This window comes from Micromonospora sp. NPDC005553 (genome assembly GCF_042871765.1).
Lineage (GTDB): Bacteria > Actinomycetota > Actinomycetes > Mycobacteriales > Micromonosporaceae > Micromonospora.
Genome location: NZ_JBIAJD010000004.1, coordinates 420,471 through 437,935, shown reverse-complemented (window position 1 = coordinate 437,935; position 17,465 = coordinate 420,471). Strand labels below are relative to the sequence as shown.

Annotated in this window: 13 protein-coding genes; 6 read left to right on the top strand and 7 right to left on the bottom strand. The window is 70.3% G+C overall.

Annotated features, from left to right (window positions below):
• Positions 1-6 precede the first annotated feature (6 nt).
• Both ACFYPG_RS19090 and ACFYPG_RS19085 read right to left on the bottom strand, forming a co-directional pair.
• On the bottom strand, positions 7-1,263 hold the full coding sequence (locus tag ACFYPG_RS19090; protein WP_355007137.1) for a hypothetical protein: 1,257 nt from the start codon (positions 1,261-1,263) through the stop codon (positions 7-9).
• Positions 1,260-2,579 (bottom strand): hypothetical protein, encoded by a 1,320-nt coding sequence (locus ACFYPG_RS19085; RefSeq protein WP_355007136.1) that lies wholly within the window; start codon positions 2,577-2,579, stop codon positions 1,260-1,262. The genes ACFYPG_RS19090 and ACFYPG_RS19085 overlap by 4 nt, the downstream gene beginning before the upstream one ends.
• 305 nt (positions 2,580-2,884) lie before the next feature.
• On the opposite strand from ACFYPG_RS19085, the gene ACFYPG_RS19080 reads away from it, so the two are divergent.
• From ACFYPG_RS19080 to ACFYPG_RS19070, 3 genes are all read left to right on the top strand, one after another.
• Complete coding sequence (locus ACFYPG_RS19080; RefSeq protein WP_355007135.1) at positions 2,885-4,759, top strand: nucleoside-diphosphate sugar epimerase/dehydratase; 1,875 nt, start codon at positions 2,885-2,887, stop codon at positions 4,757-4,759.
• Positions 4,760-4,957: 198 nt separating this feature from the next.
• Positions 4,958-8,062 (top strand): M14 family zinc carboxypeptidase, encoded by a 3,105-nt coding sequence (locus tag ACFYPG_RS19075; protein ID WP_387353137.1) that lies wholly within the window; start codon positions 4,958-4,960, stop codon positions 8,060-8,062.
• A gap of 100 nt (positions 8,063-8,162) precedes the next feature.
• Positions 8,163-9,086, top strand: a complete 924-nt coding sequence (locus tag ACFYPG_RS19070; protein ID WP_387353443.1) for an NAD(+)/NADH kinase — start codon at positions 8,163-8,165, stop codon at positions 9,084-9,086.
• Positions 9,087-9,199: 113 nt separating this feature from the next.
• Here ACFYPG_RS19070 and pgm read toward each other — a convergent pair whose 3' ends face one another.
• Both pgm and glgC read right to left on the bottom strand, forming a co-directional pair.
• Complete coding sequence (gene pgm / locus ACFYPG_RS19065; RefSeq protein WP_355007132.1) at positions 9,200-10,843, bottom strand: phosphoglucomutase (alpha-D-glucose-1,6-bisphosphate-dependent); 1,644 nt, start codon at positions 10,841-10,843, stop codon at positions 9,200-9,202.
• Positions 10,844-10,874: 31 nt separating this feature from the next.
• A complete protein-coding gene (glgC, locus tag ACFYPG_RS19060; RefSeq protein ID WP_355007131.1) occupies positions 10,875-12,107 on the bottom strand; it encodes a glucose-1-phosphate adenylyltransferase in 1,233 nt (410 codons plus the stop codon).
• 72 nt (positions 12,108-12,179) lie between these two features.
• On the opposite strand from glgC, the gene glgA reads away from it, so the two are divergent.
• Entirely contained in the window at positions 12,180-13,385 is a 1,206-nt protein-coding gene (glgA, locus tag ACFYPG_RS19055; RefSeq protein WP_387353135.1) for a glycogen synthase, read from the top strand.
• 12 nt (positions 13,386-13,397) lie between these two features.
• Here glgA and ACFYPG_RS19050 read toward each other — a convergent pair whose 3' ends face one another.
• The 3 genes from ACFYPG_RS19050 to ACFYPG_RS19040 form a co-directional block, all read right to left on the bottom strand.
• Entirely contained in the window at positions 13,398-14,351 is a 954-nt protein-coding gene (locus ACFYPG_RS19050; protein ID WP_355007129.1) for an inositol-3-phosphate synthase, read from the bottom strand.
• 99 nt (positions 14,352-14,450) lie between these two features.
• A complete protein-coding gene (locus ACFYPG_RS19045; protein ID WP_355007128.1) occupies positions 14,451-15,326 on the bottom strand; it encodes an ergot alkaloid biosynthesis protein in 876 nt (291 codons plus the stop codon).
• Positions 15,323-15,739, bottom strand: coding sequence for a nuclear transport factor 2 family protein (locus ACFYPG_RS19040; protein ID WP_355007127.1), 417 nt, complete (start codon positions 15,737-15,739; stop codon positions 15,323-15,325). The genes ACFYPG_RS19045 and ACFYPG_RS19040 overlap by 4 nt, the downstream gene beginning before the upstream one ends.
• 100 nt (positions 15,740-15,839) lie before the next feature.
• Between ACFYPG_RS19040 and ACFYPG_RS19035 the strand changes: the two genes are divergently transcribed.
• Both ACFYPG_RS19035 and ACFYPG_RS19030 read left to right on the top strand, forming a co-directional pair.
• A complete protein-coding gene (locus tag ACFYPG_RS19035; RefSeq protein ID WP_355007126.1) occupies positions 15,840-16,409 on the top strand; it encodes a helix-turn-helix domain-containing protein in 570 nt (189 codons plus the stop codon).
• A gap of 134 nt (positions 16,410-16,543) precedes the next feature.
• Positions 16,544-17,341, top strand: a complete 798-nt coding sequence (locus tag ACFYPG_RS19030; RefSeq protein WP_387353132.1) for a hypothetical protein — start codon at positions 16,544-16,546, stop codon at positions 17,339-17,341.
• The last annotated feature ends 124 nt before the right edge of the window (positions 17,342-17,465 follow it).

The window sequence follows — 17,465 nt, the reverse complement described above, 5'->3', positions numbered from 1 at the left end:
AGGCGGTCAGACTGGTTGGACCGCTGGTGCGCAGTCCGCCGCGCGGTCTCGCAGCAGCAGGAGGTAGCTGCCGCCCCAGGCGACCGCGCTGAACAGGGCCAGCAGGACCAGCGCACCCGCCGCGCCAGGCGCGCCGAACAGGACCGCCCCGGCGACGACCGCCGGTACGCGGAGCCCGCCGAGCAGGATGCCGAGCACGATCGCCCGCCGGCTCGCCCGCTCGACCCGCAGTCCGGCGAAGCCGATCGCGGCCGGCACGGCGAGCAGGCTCTCCAGCGCGAGCAGCACCAGCAGGCTCCGGGCGACGGTCCAGTTGGCGCCGAGCAGTTCCTTGCCGACCGCGTCCGGCAGCAAAGCGACCGCGACGGTCAACGGCAGGACGGCGGCGGCCACCAGTAGTGCCAGCCGGACAGCCGCCCGCGTCCGCACCGCGCGGGACTCGGCACGGGTGCGGGCCAACTGCGGCAGGATCAGCGTGGCCGCCGTCGACAGCACCAGGTTGACCGGCCCCAGCAGCGTGCGCCCGGCGCTCAACGCGCCGACCACCGCCGTGCCGGCGACCAGCGCCACAGCGGTCAGCGCCAGCTGCGCCGACCCGGTGGTCAGCAGGAACTGCGCACCGAACCCCGCCGCGACGCGGGTCTCGGCCCGGCTGACCCGCCAGCCGGGCACCAGCGCGTACCGGCGCCGGGCCGCGACGACCACGCCGATCAGGGCGCCGCCGACGGCCCACATCGCGAAGACGTGCGGCGTGTCGATCACCCGGAGCAGGCCGGCCAGCGCGGCACACCCGGTGAGCGCCGCCCAGGCGATCTCCTGGGCCATCGCCGCCGAGGGAGCGCCGATGCCGACGGCGACCGCCTTGGTGTAGTCGTAGAGGACCAACCCGGGCAGGGCGAGGCCCGCGAACAGCAGGTAGGGCGAGCCGTACGCCGCGCCGGCGGCGCAGACCGGGGTGCCACCGACGAGGCCGAGCAGGATCGCCCGCCGGGCGGCCGACGCGACCCCGTCCCCGGTGGCCAGCACGGTGTCGGTGACGGTGCTCCGCACCAACCCGGAGCCGACGATGTAGAACGAGAAGGCGAGGGCGAACTGACCCAGCCCGCCGACCGACTCCAGTCGGGTCACGGTGATCGCCAGCAGCAGGTTGCCGCCGCTGGAGAGCCCGCCGACGACCAACGCGAGCAGCGCCCGGCGACCGGTGCGTCGACCGGCTGGCGCGTCGGCCCGGCCGACCGCGTGCCGGCCTACCCGTACGGTCACCGGGGCGCGCCCGGGACCGTGGGCAACCGACCATGGTCCGGTTTGCGGCCCCCGTGCAGGGATCGGCGGCTGAGCCCCAGCAGGACGAAGACCGGCGTCGCCGCCACCACGTGTTGCAGGAAGCCGATGGTGGAGTCCGGATAGGTGTTGGACCAGAGCAGCGGATCGAAGAGCACCAGGCAGAAGAGGCTCAGCCGGATCGGGCCGGGCGGCCCCCGCCAGCGCAGTAGCACCGCCGCCACGGCGGCCCAGAAGGCATGCACGGCGACCACGCCGACCGCGCCGTCGAAGAACCAGATGTTCCCCAGCAGCAGGAAGGTGTAGGCCGATGTCGGCCCGCCGCCGATGTACTGGTTGATCCGCTGCCCGGTGGAGATCGGCGGCCGGTCCGCATCCAGCACCCGGGGCACCAACCCGTACCGCAGGTAGTCGTTGACCCCGGGTTGGCCCAGGTCGACCGGGACGTCGAAGCCCGCCACCACGCTGAGCTGGCTGTCCAGCCGCAGTCGGTCGGTGGCGGTGACCTTGGTGTCCACCGCGACGCCGCGATCCTCCCGGATGGCGTTGCGATGCTCGAACACAGCCGGCCACGCGAGGAAGAGCACCACCGCACAGAACACCAGGTGGCGCAGCCGGAAGACGCCACAGAGCGCCCCGGTGGAGGCCACGAAGAACAGCAGCGCGACCAGCGGTGCCGATCTGGCTGTCAACACGGCGATGTAGGCCTCCGCGCCGACGAGGACGGCCAGCCAGCCGTACAGCTTCGCCCGTGACAGCCGACCACTCAGGTGGCTGGCCACCAGCAACGCGAAGCCCAGGGCCGTCCACCCCGAGAAGAGCGTGCTCACCATGGCGAGCGGCCCGCCGGACAGGTCGCCGGAGACCTGGTTGACGATGGTTCCCCGACCAAGGTGGGCCCCGAGCACGTTCGCGGTGACGCTGGTCAGCGTGACCACGACAGCGACCGGATAGAGCCACGGATAGCGGGCGTGGGCGCGTCGGAAGCCCTCTCGCCAGCGCGGGCCGGGGCGTGCGGACAGCCAGCCGATCGTCTCCACGGCGACGCTGCCCAGCAACGCGAGCCCGACCAGGGAGACGATGAAACCGGTCTCCGGATTCCGGTAGAAGGCCGCCATAGGCAGGATGAGCAGCGCGTACGGGGCGAGCACGACGACGGTCACCGGATAGCAGCGGAGCACCCGACCGACGAGATCCCGCCGGCCGCCAGACGCCTGGTCTCCGGTTGGCTGATCCATCCGCGCCTCGGTCGCACCGGTCGCCCCGCCGGGGTCGAGGGCAGCCCCGGGCCAGGTCATTGCGCGCGGGCCCCCTTTGGGATGTGGATGGTCGCTCCTGACCCAACGAGCCAACCGACCGAGCGAAACGCCCCCGCGTACGCGCCGCACATGTTGATCGCCATCGGGGGTGACGGCACGATGCTGGGCGCGCTGCCGATGGCCGTCGGCGACCCCGGGATTCCCGACGTCGAATCAGACAACCGGTCATAGAAATGTGAAAACCGGATTTGGCGGCGCATATTCCGCTAAGCAGTTAGGGGACGTTCGTGGCCCCTGACCTGCCCTGGGTCATCTTCGGCCACGGACAGGACAGGGAGTCGTAGATGCCGCCGGAGATACAACGGGTTGAGCCAACGGCGTCGACAGCCACCGGCCGGGCCAGGGTCAGTCGTCGGACCGCCATCTTCCTCGCCGCCGACGCCCTCGGCTGGGTCGGCGGGTTCACGGTCGCAGGCTGGGCGAGGTACGAGCTCGCTCTCACCATCGATCAGGCGGTCAACGCGATACTGCTCGGCGGCGGAGCCGCCGTGCTGCACGTCGGCGTCAGCGCACTGCGTCGCATTCGGTCCGGTCGTCAGCCCCTCGGCACCGTCGAGGAGGTTCGGGGGCTCGCCGGCACCACCGCCACCACGGCGGCTATCGTCCTCGTCGCCCTTCTCGCGCTGGGCGAACGTCCGGTGCCGGCCAGCACCCCCGTGATCGGTGCCGCGCTGGCGCTGCTGTTGATGCTCAGCTGCCGTCTCCTGCACCGCCACCGGCGCGACCGTGCGATGCGACCGGACGCCCGCTCGGCGACCCCGGTGCTCCTCTTCGGTTTCGGCGAGGCCGGGCAGGGGCTGGTACGCGCGATGCTCAGCGACCCGAAGGGCCGCTACCTACCCGTCGGCGCGCTCGACGACGACCCGGGCAAACACGACCTGCGCATCGCCGGTGTCCCGGTGCTGGGCGGCCGGCAGCACCTCGTCGACGTGATCCGCCGCACCGGCGCCACCACGGTGATCTTCGCGGTGGCCAACGCCGACGCCACGCTGATCCGCGAGGTGCGGGAGGCGACCCTGCGCACCGGCACGGCGTTCAAGGTCCTGCCACCGGTCCGGGAGCTGGTGGATCACCGGATCACGGTCAGCGACGTGCGGGACGTACAGATCAGTGACCTGCTCGGCCGACGCCAGGTGGTCGGCGACCTGACCCTGGACGACAACGGGCTCACCGGTCGACGCGTTCTGGTCACCGGCGCCGGGGGCTCGATCGGCTCGGAGCTGTGCCGGCAGATCATGCGCGCCAACCCCGGTGAGCTGATGATGCTGGACCGGGACGAGTCGGCCCTGCACAGCCTTCAGATGTCACTCACCGGGCGGGCGCTGCTGGACGGACCCGAACTCATCCTCGCCGACCTGCGGGACGATGAGGGTGTCCGGCGCATCATGCGGGAACGCCGCCCCGAGATCGTCTTCCACGCCGCCGCGCTCAAGCACCTGACCCTGCTGGAACGGCACCCGGGCGAGGCGGTCAAGACGAACGTCTGGGGAACGCTCACAGTGCTGGACGCGTGCCGGGACGTCGCCCGTTTCGTCAACATCTCCACCGACAAGGCCGCCGACCCGATCAGCGTCCTCGGCTACTCGAAGCGCATCACCGAGATGCTTACCGCGCACGCAGCGGCGACCTACCCGGGCACCTTCCTGAGCGTCCGGTTCGGCAACGTCCTGAGCAGTCGTGGATCGGTGGTGACCGCCTTCCAACGGCAGATCGAGGCAAGGCAGCCGCTGACCGTCACCGACCCCAACGTCACCCGCTACCTGATGACGGTGCAGGAGGCGGTGCACCTGGTCCTCCAGGCAGCCGCCATCGGCCGCGACGGAGAGGCACTGGTGCTCGACATGGGCGAGCCGGTCCGGATCGACGACCTGGCCCGCCGCATGGTCGAGCAGGCGGCCAGCCCGGTCCCGATCGTCTACACCGGGCTACGCCCCGGGGAGAAGCTGCACGAGGACCTGCTCGGTCAGGGCGAGGCCGACCACCGACCGCTGCACCCGCTGATCTCGCACGTGACGGTACCGGTCCTGGACCCCTTCGAGGTGAGTGGACTGGACCCGTTCGACGAACCCGACAAGGTCACCGACCAGCTCGCCCGACTCTGCGGCATCCTGCCCGGACCGCTTCCCGACCGACGCGCCGGGATTCCGCTGGCACGCTGACGCCGCCGCAACCGGGGCCGGCGCACTCCCCGCGTCGGCCCCGGCGCGAGCTGACGGAGCCTCCCCACACGACCCGCCACCTGTCACAGCCGGCTCCGGCATCGACACGGGCAGCAACGACCCGCCCATCGACCGATTGACAGCGATCAGTCCACACCGAAGGCTCGCGCCTACAGGTCCTTCACCCAAGGAGGCGCGATGAGACCGAGACGACTGGCGATCGCCGGCGTGGTCACCCTGCTCGGCGCACTGGCACTGACCCCACCGGCCAGCGCGCGGCCGCCGTCCGACCCGGGCGTCCGCGACGGCCTGGAGGTGTACGTCGGCACTGTCGACGCGAAACAGCGGGATCAGCTACGCGCGGCGGGGGTCGACCTCGGCCACGACGCGAAGACGGACTCGACCGGCAACACGACTGTCGAGACGGTGCTCAGCCGCCGGCAGGCGAAACGGTTGACCGACCAGGGCGTCCCGTTGGCGGTGAAGAAGGTGCGCGGCAAGGACGCGTCGCAGGCGCTGCGGGAGCAGGCGGCGGCGGGTTGGACGGCGTTCCGACCCTATGGGGAGCCGGGCGGCCTGCGGGACGAGCTGAACGCCACAGCGGCTCGATATCCCAAGCTGACCAAGGTGGAGACGATCGGCCGCACGCAGCAGGGCCAGCCGATCGTCGCCGTGAAGGTCACCAAGAACGCGCGGACCGTCGAGGACGGGAAGCGGCCCGCCGTGCTCTACGCGGGCGCGCAGCACGCCCGCGAGTGGATCACGCCGGAGATGACCCGCCGACTGATGCACCACGTCCTGGACAGCTACGGCACCGACCGGGAGATCACCCGACTGCTGGACACGACCGAGCTGTGGTTCCTACCGGTCGCCAACCCGGACGGCTACGACCACACCTTCACCTCCGGCAACCGCCTGTGGCGCAAGAACCTGCGGGACAACAACGGCGACGGGCAGGTCGGCTCCGGCGACGGCGTCGACCTCAACCGCAACTTCAGCTACAAGTGGGGGTACGACAACGAGGGTTCGTCGCCGGAGCCGAGCAGCGAGACCTACCGGGGTCCGGGTGCCAACTCGGAGCCGGAGACCAAGGCACTGGACCGCCTCTTCAAGCGGGTCGGGTTCGAGTTCTTCGTCAACTACCACTCGGCGGCCGAACTGCTGCTCTACGGCCTCGGTTGGCAGGTGAGCACTCCCACCCCGGACGACGAGATCTACAAGGCGATGGCCGGTGACGACGCGCACCCGGCGGTGCCCGGCTACGACCCGGACATCTCCGCCGAGCTTTACACCACGAACGGTGACACCGACAGCCACGCCACCGTTCGGTACGGCACGCTGGGCTTCACCCCGGAGATGTCCACGTGTGAGGCCGCCTCGGCGGTCGACCCCGACGACGAGTGGCGCCCGGAGGACTGCGTCAGCGGCTTCATCTTCCCCGACGACGAGGAGTTGATCGCTGGGGAGGTGAGCAAGAACCTGCCGTTCGCGCTGGCCGTGGCCAAGTCGGCGGCGGACCCGGACGAGCCGGTCTCGGTCGTCGGACGGAGCACCCCGGACTTCGTCGTGGACGCCTTCGACACCTCGTACGGGCGCACCCAGCAGGTCGCCGCGATCACCCGGCGGGCGCTGAAGAACGTGAAGATGCACTACACCGTCAACGGCGGGCGACCGAAGACAGTCGCGGTCCGCGAGTGGCGCGGCGGTGAGCGGTACGGCGACACGCACGACGACTACTACGCCGAGCTTCGCGGCACTGTCGGCGGCACGAAGCCGGGCGACCGGGTGGAGGTCTGGTTCACCGGCAACAAACCCCGCTCCGGGGTGGTCGCAAGCGTTCACTTCACCTACCGGGTGCACACCGACATCGGAGGGGATGTGCTGGTCCTCGCCGCGGAGGACGTCACCGGCCTCAGCCCGGCGCAGACCGGCACCACAGCGAAGTACGCCGACGAGGTCGCTGCGTCGCTGAGCGCCGCCGGGCGCACCAGCGACGTGTACGACTTCGACACGATGGGCCGTAAGGCCCCGCACCCGCTCGGGGTGCTGTCGCACTACAAGGCCGTGGTGTGGGAGACCGGTGACGACGTGATCATGCGCTCCCCCGGCCAGGTCGCCGGCACCACGGCCAGAGCCGCGCTGGACACCGAACTGGCCGTTCGGGACTACCTGAACGAGGGCGGGAAGCTCCTCGTCAGCGGCCAGTACGCGTTGTTCGCCCAGGGCGCCAACGGTTCGTACGTCTACCACCCGGACGCACCGCCGGAGTGCACGAACGCCGACGATCCCGTCTGCCTGCCGCTGCTGAACGACTTCCAGCAGTACTGGTTGGGGGCGCACACCTACGTCAGCGACGGCGGTACCTCTCCGGAGGGGGAGGCGTTCCCGGTCGCCGGAAGCGACGGCGCGTTCACCGGTTTCACCGGCCAGCTCAACGGCTCCGGGTCGGCGGAGAACCAGGGACACACCGCGGCGTTCCTGACCACGTCGAGTTTCCTGCCGCCGGACGAGTTCCCCCAGTTCGCCAGCTCAGCGCCGGTGGGCTGGACCCGACCGGGTGGTGCGCCGTTCGACCCGCGTACGGGTGAGTGGTACCTGCACAGCGGGCAGGCCGACGAGTCGTACAAGCGGCTCACCCGCACCGTGGACCTCAGCGGGGCGAGCAGCGGCGAACTGCGCTTCTTCACCTCGTACGAGATCGAGCAGGACTGGGACTTCCTCTTCGTCGAGGCGCACGAGGTGGGCAGCGACGAGTGGACGACACTGCCGGACGTCAACGGCAAGACCAGCACGGTCACCGGGGAGAGCTGCGCCTCGGGTTGGGGCCAACTGCACCCGTTCCTCGCCCACTACCAGGGCGCGGGCTGCTCCCCCACCGGCAGCACCGGAAGCTGGAACGCGGCGACCGGGACGTCGAGCGGCTGGAAGGAGTTCGTCGTCGACCTGACCGCGTACGCCGGCAAACAGGTCGAGGTGTCGATCACGTACGCCTCGGACTGGGGCACCCAGGGTCTTGGCGTCTTCCTGGACGACGCCCGGGTGGTGGTCGACGGATCGACGGTGGCGGAGACCTCGTTCGAGTCCGCCGACCTGGGAGGCTGGACGGTGGCCGGGCCACCGGCCGGCTCCGGTGGTAACGCCAACGACTGGTCGCGCAGTCAGCAGGCGTTCGAGGAGGGTTCGGTGGTGGTCACCGGGGACACCGTGTATCTGGGCTTCGGGTTGGAGGGCCTCCCCCCGGCGGCCCGCGACGACCTGGTCGCCCGCTCGCTGACCCACCTCACCGGGCAGCCCCGCCCCTGACGGCGGCGAGGTGCGCCGACGGTCCGCGGGCCGTCGGCGCACCTTCGGTGTACGCCGGGTACGGTCGCCGCCGATGTGGTGAGCTGTACGGGTGTCGGGGCTGGGACTTGTGCTGCACCCCACCCGGGATGTCACCGAGGTGGTCGGGATCATCGAACGGTGGGCGACGCGTCACCGCAAGACGTTGTACGTGCGCGAGGAAGACCAGCACCGCGTCCCGTCCTCTGTCGAACCGGTGCCGGCGGACCAGGTGGCGTCCCGTGCCGACGCGCTGATCAGCATCGGCGGCGACGGCACCATGCTGGGTGCGCTGCGATCCGCCGTCCTCGACCCGAAACCGGTGCTCGGCGTACACCTGGGTCGGTTGGGGTTTCTCGTCGAGATCGAACCGCCGGAACTGCCCGAGGCGCTGAGCCGGCTGCTGTCGAAGGACTTCACGATCGAGTCGCACGCCTGCCTCGCCTGTGACGTGTGCGGCGACGACGTCGTGGCGTTCAACGACATCGCGTTGGTCCGTCAGCCGGGCGCCGGTTTCGTCAGCGTCACGCTCGCCATCGACGGCCAGCAGTACGGCTACTACCGCAGCGACGCCGTTGTGGTCGCCACTCCGACCGGCTCGACGGCGTACAGCTACGCGGCCGGCGGTCCACTGATCTCCCCGGCGGCGGACTCGGTGGTGATCACGCCAGCGGCGCCGATGGCCGGCATCTCCCGGGCGGTGGTGCTCTCCCCGGACGAGAAGATCCGGTTGGAGTTGCAGCCCAACTCGTCGCCGGTCGTCGTGGAGATGGACGGGTTGGTGTTCCGCGACGCCGCGACGGACGGCACGGTGGACATCTCGTACCGGCGCGACGCCGGTCTGGTGGTCCGCTTCGACCCGCTGCGCTACCAGGAGCGCAACCAGTTGAAGATGACGCTGCTCGACCTGCCGTTCCTCCCCGAGCAGCTCCGCGAACTGCTCCCCGAAGAGCTACGCCGACGCGGCCAGGACCTACCCCCACCCGCCGACCCCCCACCCTGCTGACCCACCCCACCCCCACCTTCGACCTCGTTGATCATGAAGTTATTGCCATGACACGCCGTGCCGGATGGCAATAACTTCATGATCAACTGCGACGGGGCGGGAGAGGGTGGGGGTCAGGACTGGGTCAGGGCTTGGTCTACCAGGTTCTTGGCTTCTTCCTGGATCTGCTTGAGGTGGTCGGGGCCCTGGAAGGACTCGGCGTAGATCTTGTAGACGTCCTCGGTGCCGGACGGACGGGCGGCGAACCAGCCGGACTCGGTGCTGACCTTGAGGCCGCCGATCGCCGCGCCGTTACCGGGGGCGGTGGTCAGCGTCGCGGTGATCGGCTCACCGGCGAGCTCGGTGGCGGTGACCTGCTCCGGGGAGAGCTTGCCGAGCACCGCCTTCTGCTCCCGGGTGGCCGGAGCGTCGATCCGGGCGTACGAGGGCGCGCCGAAACGCTCGGCCAACTCCGCCCAGTGCTCGCTCGGGCTGCGGCCGGTGGTGGCCTGGATCTCGGCAGCGAGCAGGCAGAGCAGCAGGCCGTCCTTGTCGGTGGTCCAGGTCGAGCCGTCACGCCGCAGGAACGACGCCCCGGCGCTCTCCTCGCCACCGAAACCGACAGCGCCGTCGAGCAGGCCGGGCACGAACCACTTGAAGCCGACCGGCACCTCCAGCAGCGGCCGACCCAGGTCGGCGGCGACCCGGTCGATCATCGACGAGGAGACCAGGGTCTTGCCCACCGCGGCGTTCGGCCCCCACTCGGTGCGGGTGCGGAACAGGTGACCGATCGCCACCGCCAGGTAGTGGTTGGGGTTCATCAGCCCGGCGTCCGGGGTGACGATGCCGTGCCGGTCGGCGTCGGCGTCGTTGCCCGTGGAGATCTGGTAGTCGGCCCGCGCGGCGATCAGCGACGCCATCGCATTCGGCGAGGAGCAGTCCATCCGAATCTTGCCGTCGCCGTCCAGGGTCATGAACCGCCAGGTCGGGTCGACAGTCGGGTTGACCACTGTCAGGTCCAGGCGGTGCCGCTCGGCGATCTCACCCCAGTACGCCACGCTCGCCCCGCCCAACGGGTCCGCGCCAATGCGGATCCCCGCATCGCGGATCGCGTCGATGTCGATCGCCGCCGGCAGGTCGTCGACGTAGGTGGCGAGGAAGTCGTACTCCCCGGTGGTGTCGGCGGCCCGCGCCCGCGCGTAGGTGATCCGGCGGACCTCCTTGAGCCCGGCGGCCAGGATGGCGTTGGCCCGGTCCTGGATCCACCTGGTCACGTCGGTGTCGGCCGGCCCACCGTTTGTGGGGTTGTACTTGAAACCGCCGTCGTCGGGCGGGTTGTGCGACGGGGTGATGACGATGCCGTCGGCGAGCCCGCTGGTCCGCCCACGGTTGTGCGTGAGGATCGCGTGCGACAGCGCCGGGGTCGGGGTGTAACCGTCGCGGCTGTCCACCAGCACGGTGACCCCGTTGGCGGCGAGCACCTCCAGGGCGTCCACCGCGGCCGGCGCGGAGAGCGCGTGGGTGTCCCGGGCGAGGAAGAGCGGCCCGTCGAGCCCCTGCTCCCGCCGGTAGTCGCAGAGCGCCTGGGTGACCGCCAGGATGTGGTCGGAGTTGAACGCGTTGCGCAGGCTGGAGCCGCGGTGGCCGGAGGTGCCGAAGGAGACCTGCTGGGCCGGGTCCGCGGGATCCGGATGCTCGGCGTAGTAGGCGGTCACCAGGCGCGGCACGTCGACCAGGTCGGCGGGCTCGGCGGGCTGGCCGGCACGGGGGTGGGTCACTGCGAGATCCTCCTCGGGGAGTGCCTGTCGGTCACGGCTCGACCTTCTGGCCCTTGCCGATCACCACGATGCCGTTGTCGGAAACGGTGTAACGCTGCCGGTCCTTCTCCAGGTCGACGCCGATCTCGACGCCCTCCGGGACGAACACGTTCTTGTCCAGGATGGCCCGCCGGACCACCGCGTGCCGGCCGATCTCCACACCCTCCATCAGCACCGAGCCCTCGACGTGCGCCCAGGAGTGCACCCGCACCTTCGGCGAGACGATCGAGTTCTCCACCAACGAGCCGGAGATCACCACGCCCGGGGAAACCATCGAGCCGACCGCGCGGCCGACCCGCTCACCCCACTGGTGGACGAACTTCGCCGGCGGCCACGGCGGCTGCTCGGTGTAGATCGGCCAGTCGAAGTTGTACATGTTGAAGACGGGGTGCACGTTGATCAGATCCATGTGCGCGTCGTAGAACGAGTCGAGCGTCCCCACGTCCCGCCAGTAGCCGCGATCGCGGTCGGTGCTGCCCGGCACCTCGTTGTCGCGGAAGTCGTAGACGTTCGCCTCGCCGCGCTCCACGAGCATCGGGATGATGCTGCCGCCCATGTCGTGCTTGCTGGACTTGTCTTCCGCGTCGCGCTCGACCGCCTCACAGAGCGCCCGGGTGGTGAAGACGTAGTTTCCCATCGAGGCGTAGATCTCGTCCGGCGCGTCGGGCAGGCCGACAGCGTCGGTGGGCTTCTCACGGAACGCCCGGATCCGCTTGCCGTCCTCGCCGACCTCGATGACGCCGAACTGGTCGGCCATCGACAGCGGCTGGCGGATGCCGGCGACGGTCACCGCCGCGCCGGACGCGATGTGGTCCTCCACCATCTGCCGCGGGTCCATCCGGTAGATGTGGTCGGCGCCGAAGACGATCACGTAGTCGGGCTGCTCGTCGTTGATGAGGTTGAAGCTCTGGTAGATGGCGTCGGCCGAGCCGGCGAACCACCACGGGCCACGACGCTGCTGCGCGGGCACCGGGGTGACGTAGTTGCCGAGCAGCGTGGACATCCGCCAGGTCTTGGTGATGTGTCGGTCGAGAGAGTGGGACTTGTACTGGGTCAGCACGACGATCTTGAGATAGCCGGCGTTGGCCAGGTTGGAGAGGACGAAGTCGACCATGCGGTACATCCCGCCGAACGGGACGGCCGGCTTGGCCCGATCCGTGGTGAGTGGCATCAGGCGCTTGCCCTCCCCACCCGCCAGGACGATCGCGAGCACCTTGGCAGCCATGCCACGACGCTATCCACCCGCGTCCCACTTCACCACTCGTACGGGGAGTCTTCTGCACTAGGGTGCGGGGTCATGAACGAACCCACCCCGCTGCGCGTCGATCTGCTCACCCGCGAGTACCCGCCGGAGGTCTACGGCGGCGCGGGCGTGCACGTCGAGTACCTGGCTCGGGAGTTGCGCAGCCTCGCCGACGTACGGGTGCACTGCTTCGGCCTGCCGCGTACCGAGCCGGGCGTCACCGCGTACGCCGAACCGCCGGGCCTGACCGGCGCGAACGCCGCGCTGCGCACGATGGGCGTGGACCTGGAGATGGCCGCCGGCGCGGCCGGCACCGACGTGGTGCACAGCCACACGTGGTACGCGAACCTGGCCGGCCACACCGCGAAGCTGCTGCACGGGGTGCCGCACGTGGTGACCGCGCACAGCCTGGAGCCGCTGCGGCCGTGGAAGGCTGAGCAGCTCGGCGGCGGTTACGCGCTCTCCTCCTGGATCGAGCGCACCGCGATGGAGGCCGCCGACGCGGTGATCGCGGTCAGTGGCGGGATGCGCAACGACGTGCTCACCGCGTACCCGCAGATCGACCCCGACCGGGTCCGGGTGGTCTACAACGGCATCGACACAGTTCAGTACGCCCCGGATCAGGGCACCGACGTGCTCGACCGGCTCGGTGTCGACCCGTCCCGCCCCAGCGTGGTCTATGTGGGCAGGATCACCCGGCAGAAGGGGCTGCCGTACCTGCTGCGGGCCGCCCGGGAGTTGCCGGCGGACACCCAGCTCGTCCTGCTCGCGGGCGCGCCGGACACCGCCGAGATCGCCGCCGAGGTGGAGGAGTTGGTCGCCGAGCTGCGGGCCAACCGTTCCGGCGTGGTCTGGGTGGCCGAGATGCTGCCGAAGCCCGAGGTGATCCAGGTGCTGACGCACGCCACCGTGTTCGTCTGCCCGTCGGTCTACGAACCGATGGGCATCGTCAACCTGGAGGCGATGGCCTGCGAGACGGCCGTGGTGGCGACCGCGACCGGTGGTATCCCCGAGGTCGTGGCCGACGACGAGACCGGCCTGCTGGTGCCGATCGAGCAGGCCACCGACGGGTCCGGGACACCGCTGAAGCCGGGGACGTTCGTGGCCGACCTCGCTGCGGCGATCAACACGCTGCTCGCCGACCCGGCCCGTACCGAACGGTTCGGCCTGGCCGGCCGGCGGCGTGCCGTGGAGCACTTCTCCTGGGACGCCATCGCCCGGCAGACCCTGGAGGTCTACCGCTCCGTCGGCGCGGCCTGAGGGAGACGGACGTCAGATCGCCGTTCCGGGCGGCGACTTGAACAACGAGGTCGCCTCGTCGCAGTGACCACCACGTCCGTCCCGTAGCGCGCTCGCGGCGATGCGGATCAGGTCGATGTTGACTCCGGCGGCACCGCTCGGATCGTGCACCTTCAGCTTCACGTCGAGGCTCACCGCTGTCCCACCCCAACCCTGCGCCTCCAGGTTGAGGTGAGCCACCTTCTGCGAGCGCAGGTGCGGCAGGTAGCCGAGCGGGGCGACCTCGACGCTGTCGGCGGCCCGGCCTTTCGGCAGGGCGTTGAGCTTGGACCGCATCTTGGTGTCGGGGTTCTCGACCAGGTTGCGGAAGTCCTCGGTGCCGCCCAGGTTGACCTGGTAGGAGCTGACCAGGGTGAGGCCGCGTTCCTCAAGTAGCCGCAGCAGCGCCTTGTGCAGCACCGAGGTGCCGAACTGGCTGGCCAGGTCATCGCCGAGCAGCGGCAGACCGGCGGCCTCGAACCTCTCCATCCGGCGTGGATCGCGGGCGACCGGGTCGGCGGTGGTGTTGATGAATGCGACGCCCGCCGTGTGAGCCGCCTCGGCGTACGCCTGAGCGGTCTCCGGCCGGCCGCTGGGCGCCGAGTAGAGCAGCACCTCCGCGCCCGCCAGTGCCGCCGCCACTCGCGGCACCTCGGTCGCGTCGACGAGGCCCTTCGTGACCGGTACGCCCGCTGTGGGCAGGTCGCAGTCCAGCCGGGGGAAGTTGTTGGGTGCCAGGAAGATCGCCTCGGTCAGGTCCCGACCGACCTTCTCCTCGGAGGTGGCGAAGGCCGCGACGATGTCGATGTCCTCCACCCCGAGCCCGTCGATGGTCGGTCTGCGGATTCCGACCAGGCTGCCGGTCTGACGGTAGAGAGCCAGCCCCTGCACCAGTGCCGACGTGTTGTTACCGACCCCGACAACCGCGACCCGCACCCGTTCGATCATGGCGGGAGGCTACGTCACCTCAGCGCGTCGCGCCGGTGCGCAACGGAGAGTGACCTCCGCGCGAGGAAACACTCCGGTGAGCGTGATGTCCCTGAGTCATCATGATGCCCCTGTGTCATCACGCTCACCGCAACGTCCGTCCCCAGAGCTCGACCCGCCGCCGCGTAGGCGGTCCCGGCAGAAGTCCCGGAAGGATCGTGGCGTGCGACCCGTCACGTCCGCGACGGTCGACGTCGTCCGGTCCTCCGCGCCGGCCGCGATCGCCGTGTCCAGGCTGGCGAGGAAGCGGGCGAAGTCCGGCGGTATGCCGTTCACGCTGTGGCGTCCGGCCAGTTCCGCCGCGTCGACCGCCCGGTGTCGCACCGGCCGACCACCGACCTCGGTGAGGACGGCGGCGATCTCGTCGTAGCTCAGCGCCGCTGGTCCGGTGATGATGTGGTCGGTGTTGTGCGGCGTCGGGTCCGTGAGAGCCCGCACCGCCACCTCGGCGATGTCGGCCGGGTCGACGAAGCCGACCCTGCCGGCACCGGTGGCGCTGACGATCTCGCCATGATCGCGGGCGCTCACGGCGTGCGGCTGCTCACTGACGAAGTTCTCCATGAACCAGGACGGCCGCAGAACCGCCCATTCCGGGAACAGCTCACCCAACCGTGCGTGCACCAGGCCCAGTCCGTGTTCGGCGGGCCCGATGGCCGAGGAGCTGAGCAGAACCACCCGGCGGACACCGGCGCTGCGTGCCCGGTCAAGGAAGGGAAGCATGATCGGTGCCGGGTCGACCTCGCCGACCGGTGGGATGGCGTAGATCGCGCGCACACCACTCAGAGCGTCCGGGTGGGTGGTCGGGTCGTACCAGTCGAAGCGGAACCCTCCCGGGGAGGGGCGTCGGCTGGCGATCCGGGTGGGGTGACCACGCTCGGCGAGCGTGGCGGCGACGATACGGCCGGTGGTTCCGGTGCCACCGATGACCAGAATCATGAGCGCACCAGGCCGCCACCGAGCAGTTCCTGTGCGGCGATCGGATCCCAGTAGTCGCGATAGTGCACCAGCTGCCCGTCGCGGATGGTCAGCACGGCGATGTAGCGCACCTCGTACGGCCGACCGGTGGCGACGACAAGACCGGTGGCGACGAACTCGACCACGATGACCTCTGGATTCGTGGTCTCGTGCACGGTTCGGTCGCGGATCTCGCGGACGTCGAGCAGGTCGGGATAGTTGATCAGGTAGTCGTGCAGCTCGGCGCGTCCGGCTACCCGGCGCGGCTGGCCCGGCGGCGCGAACGGGAGCTCCAGCACCGCATCCTCGGCGAACAGCGCGATGAACCCGGCCATGTCTCTGGCGAGCAGCAGCTCCATCCCGCGATGGAACACTGCGGTGGGGGTGTCCGACATGATCGATCCTTTCGTCGTCCGGGACGGCCACGATAAGATTCGGACCGCCGGTCCGTTTCGACTATACGGACCGCTAGTCCGCTTGGCGAGAGGGGGGCCCGTGCGGGCCGATGCGCTACGCAACAGGGAGTCGGTGCTGGCCGCCGCCGGGCGTCTCTTCGACGCGGCAGCCGACCCCGATCAGGTGTCGATGGACGACATCGCCACCGCAGCCGGCGTCGGCAAGGGCACCCTGTTCCGACGCTTCGGCGACCGCATCGGGCTCATCCGCGCCCTCTACGAGCAACGGGGGCTGCGGTTGCAGGAGTCGCTCGCGGTGTCACCCACCCGTCCGGCAGCGGAGCAGGCCGTCGAGCTGCTACGGGCCATGCTGCGCTTCAAGCTCGACAACCGGGTGCTCACGCTGGCGCTGGAGAGTGCCGGGGGCGGCAGTCCGTACCGCAATGAGGCGTACGACCACTGGCACGCCCTGCTCGCCGACCTCGTCGCGGAGGCACGCGGCCCGCAGTCGGCGGACTACCTGGCTCATGCCCTGCTCGCCGCCGTCCGCAGCGACCTGGTCGAGCACCTGCGCGACTGGCCCGAAGCTCGGTGGCACGCGGGACTGGACGCACTTGTCGGCTCCGTACTCGGCCACGGCGCGGAGACTGTTGACAGAGGTCAGGCGTGACCCGCTTTCGTACCGGCGGGCGGTCGTGCACCTCGCTGGGGGCGGCCCGTTCCGCGTCGAGCAGCGTCCGCCGCCCGGCTGACTCGCGGGTATTCGCTCGACGCTGGGATGGCCGGCTGCCACGATGCTGAGCCATGGCGGCGGACGGGTTGAGGCATCTTCTCGAGACATGGGCGGACGTCGACCCGGCGCGGTACCCGTTCGACCCGGTTGAGATGTCAGTGGTGGCTCGGACGTTGGTGCCTCCGCCGCCTCCCCAGCCGACCGGCGACGATGGGTGGGCCGGGTATTCAGACGCCGCCGCCTGGGTCGAGTCCGTCAGCGTGATCCTGTCCGACAGGTACGGTCCGTGGGCCTACCGCTGGCACTGGGGGCCCTGGGAGCGGGAGCATGTGGGCTTCGTGACCGACCGCATCCCTACGCCGGCTGATGCGCCGGCGTTCGTCGCCGAGTCGCTGCTGGCCTGGCGGCACTGGTTGGAGAGCCTGGCTGAGCGTTTCGACCACATTCTGCCGTCGCTCGATCCGACGCGGGCCGCTGACGCGGCGGATGTCGTCGCCGCCTGGGAGGCCGCCGTCGCACAGCTGATGGCGTTCGCCGCCACCCCCGTCGTCGACGACGACGGCTGGCAGGGGAACTGCGAGCGCACGCTGCGGTGGTTCCTCACCGCCGCCGGCATACCGCCGGATCAGGCGCAGATTGTGGTCGACGGAGCGCTCGAGCGGTTCGGCTGGTGGGCACCGTTGACCGCGGTGGAGATCGGCGAGGTCGCCGACCGGGTCGCCCGAGACACGCTCAGCCCCACCGGGATCGTGCCGGTCGGCCGAATCGACAACTGGCCCGACACATGGCCGCACGGTTGGCCGTCCTGGCGGGCGACGAACACCGGCCGGGGCGCCGGGCTCTCCTCCGACCGGGGGCAGCCCGCCTGATCGCACCGCGCCGGAACCGCGAAGATCCGCAACTTCGGGGCATGTGCTGCATGGACGGGGCATTGAGGCAGCAACTTCACCGGAAGTGCGCGGATCTTGCCGTGCGCCCCCAGGTGTGGGGCGG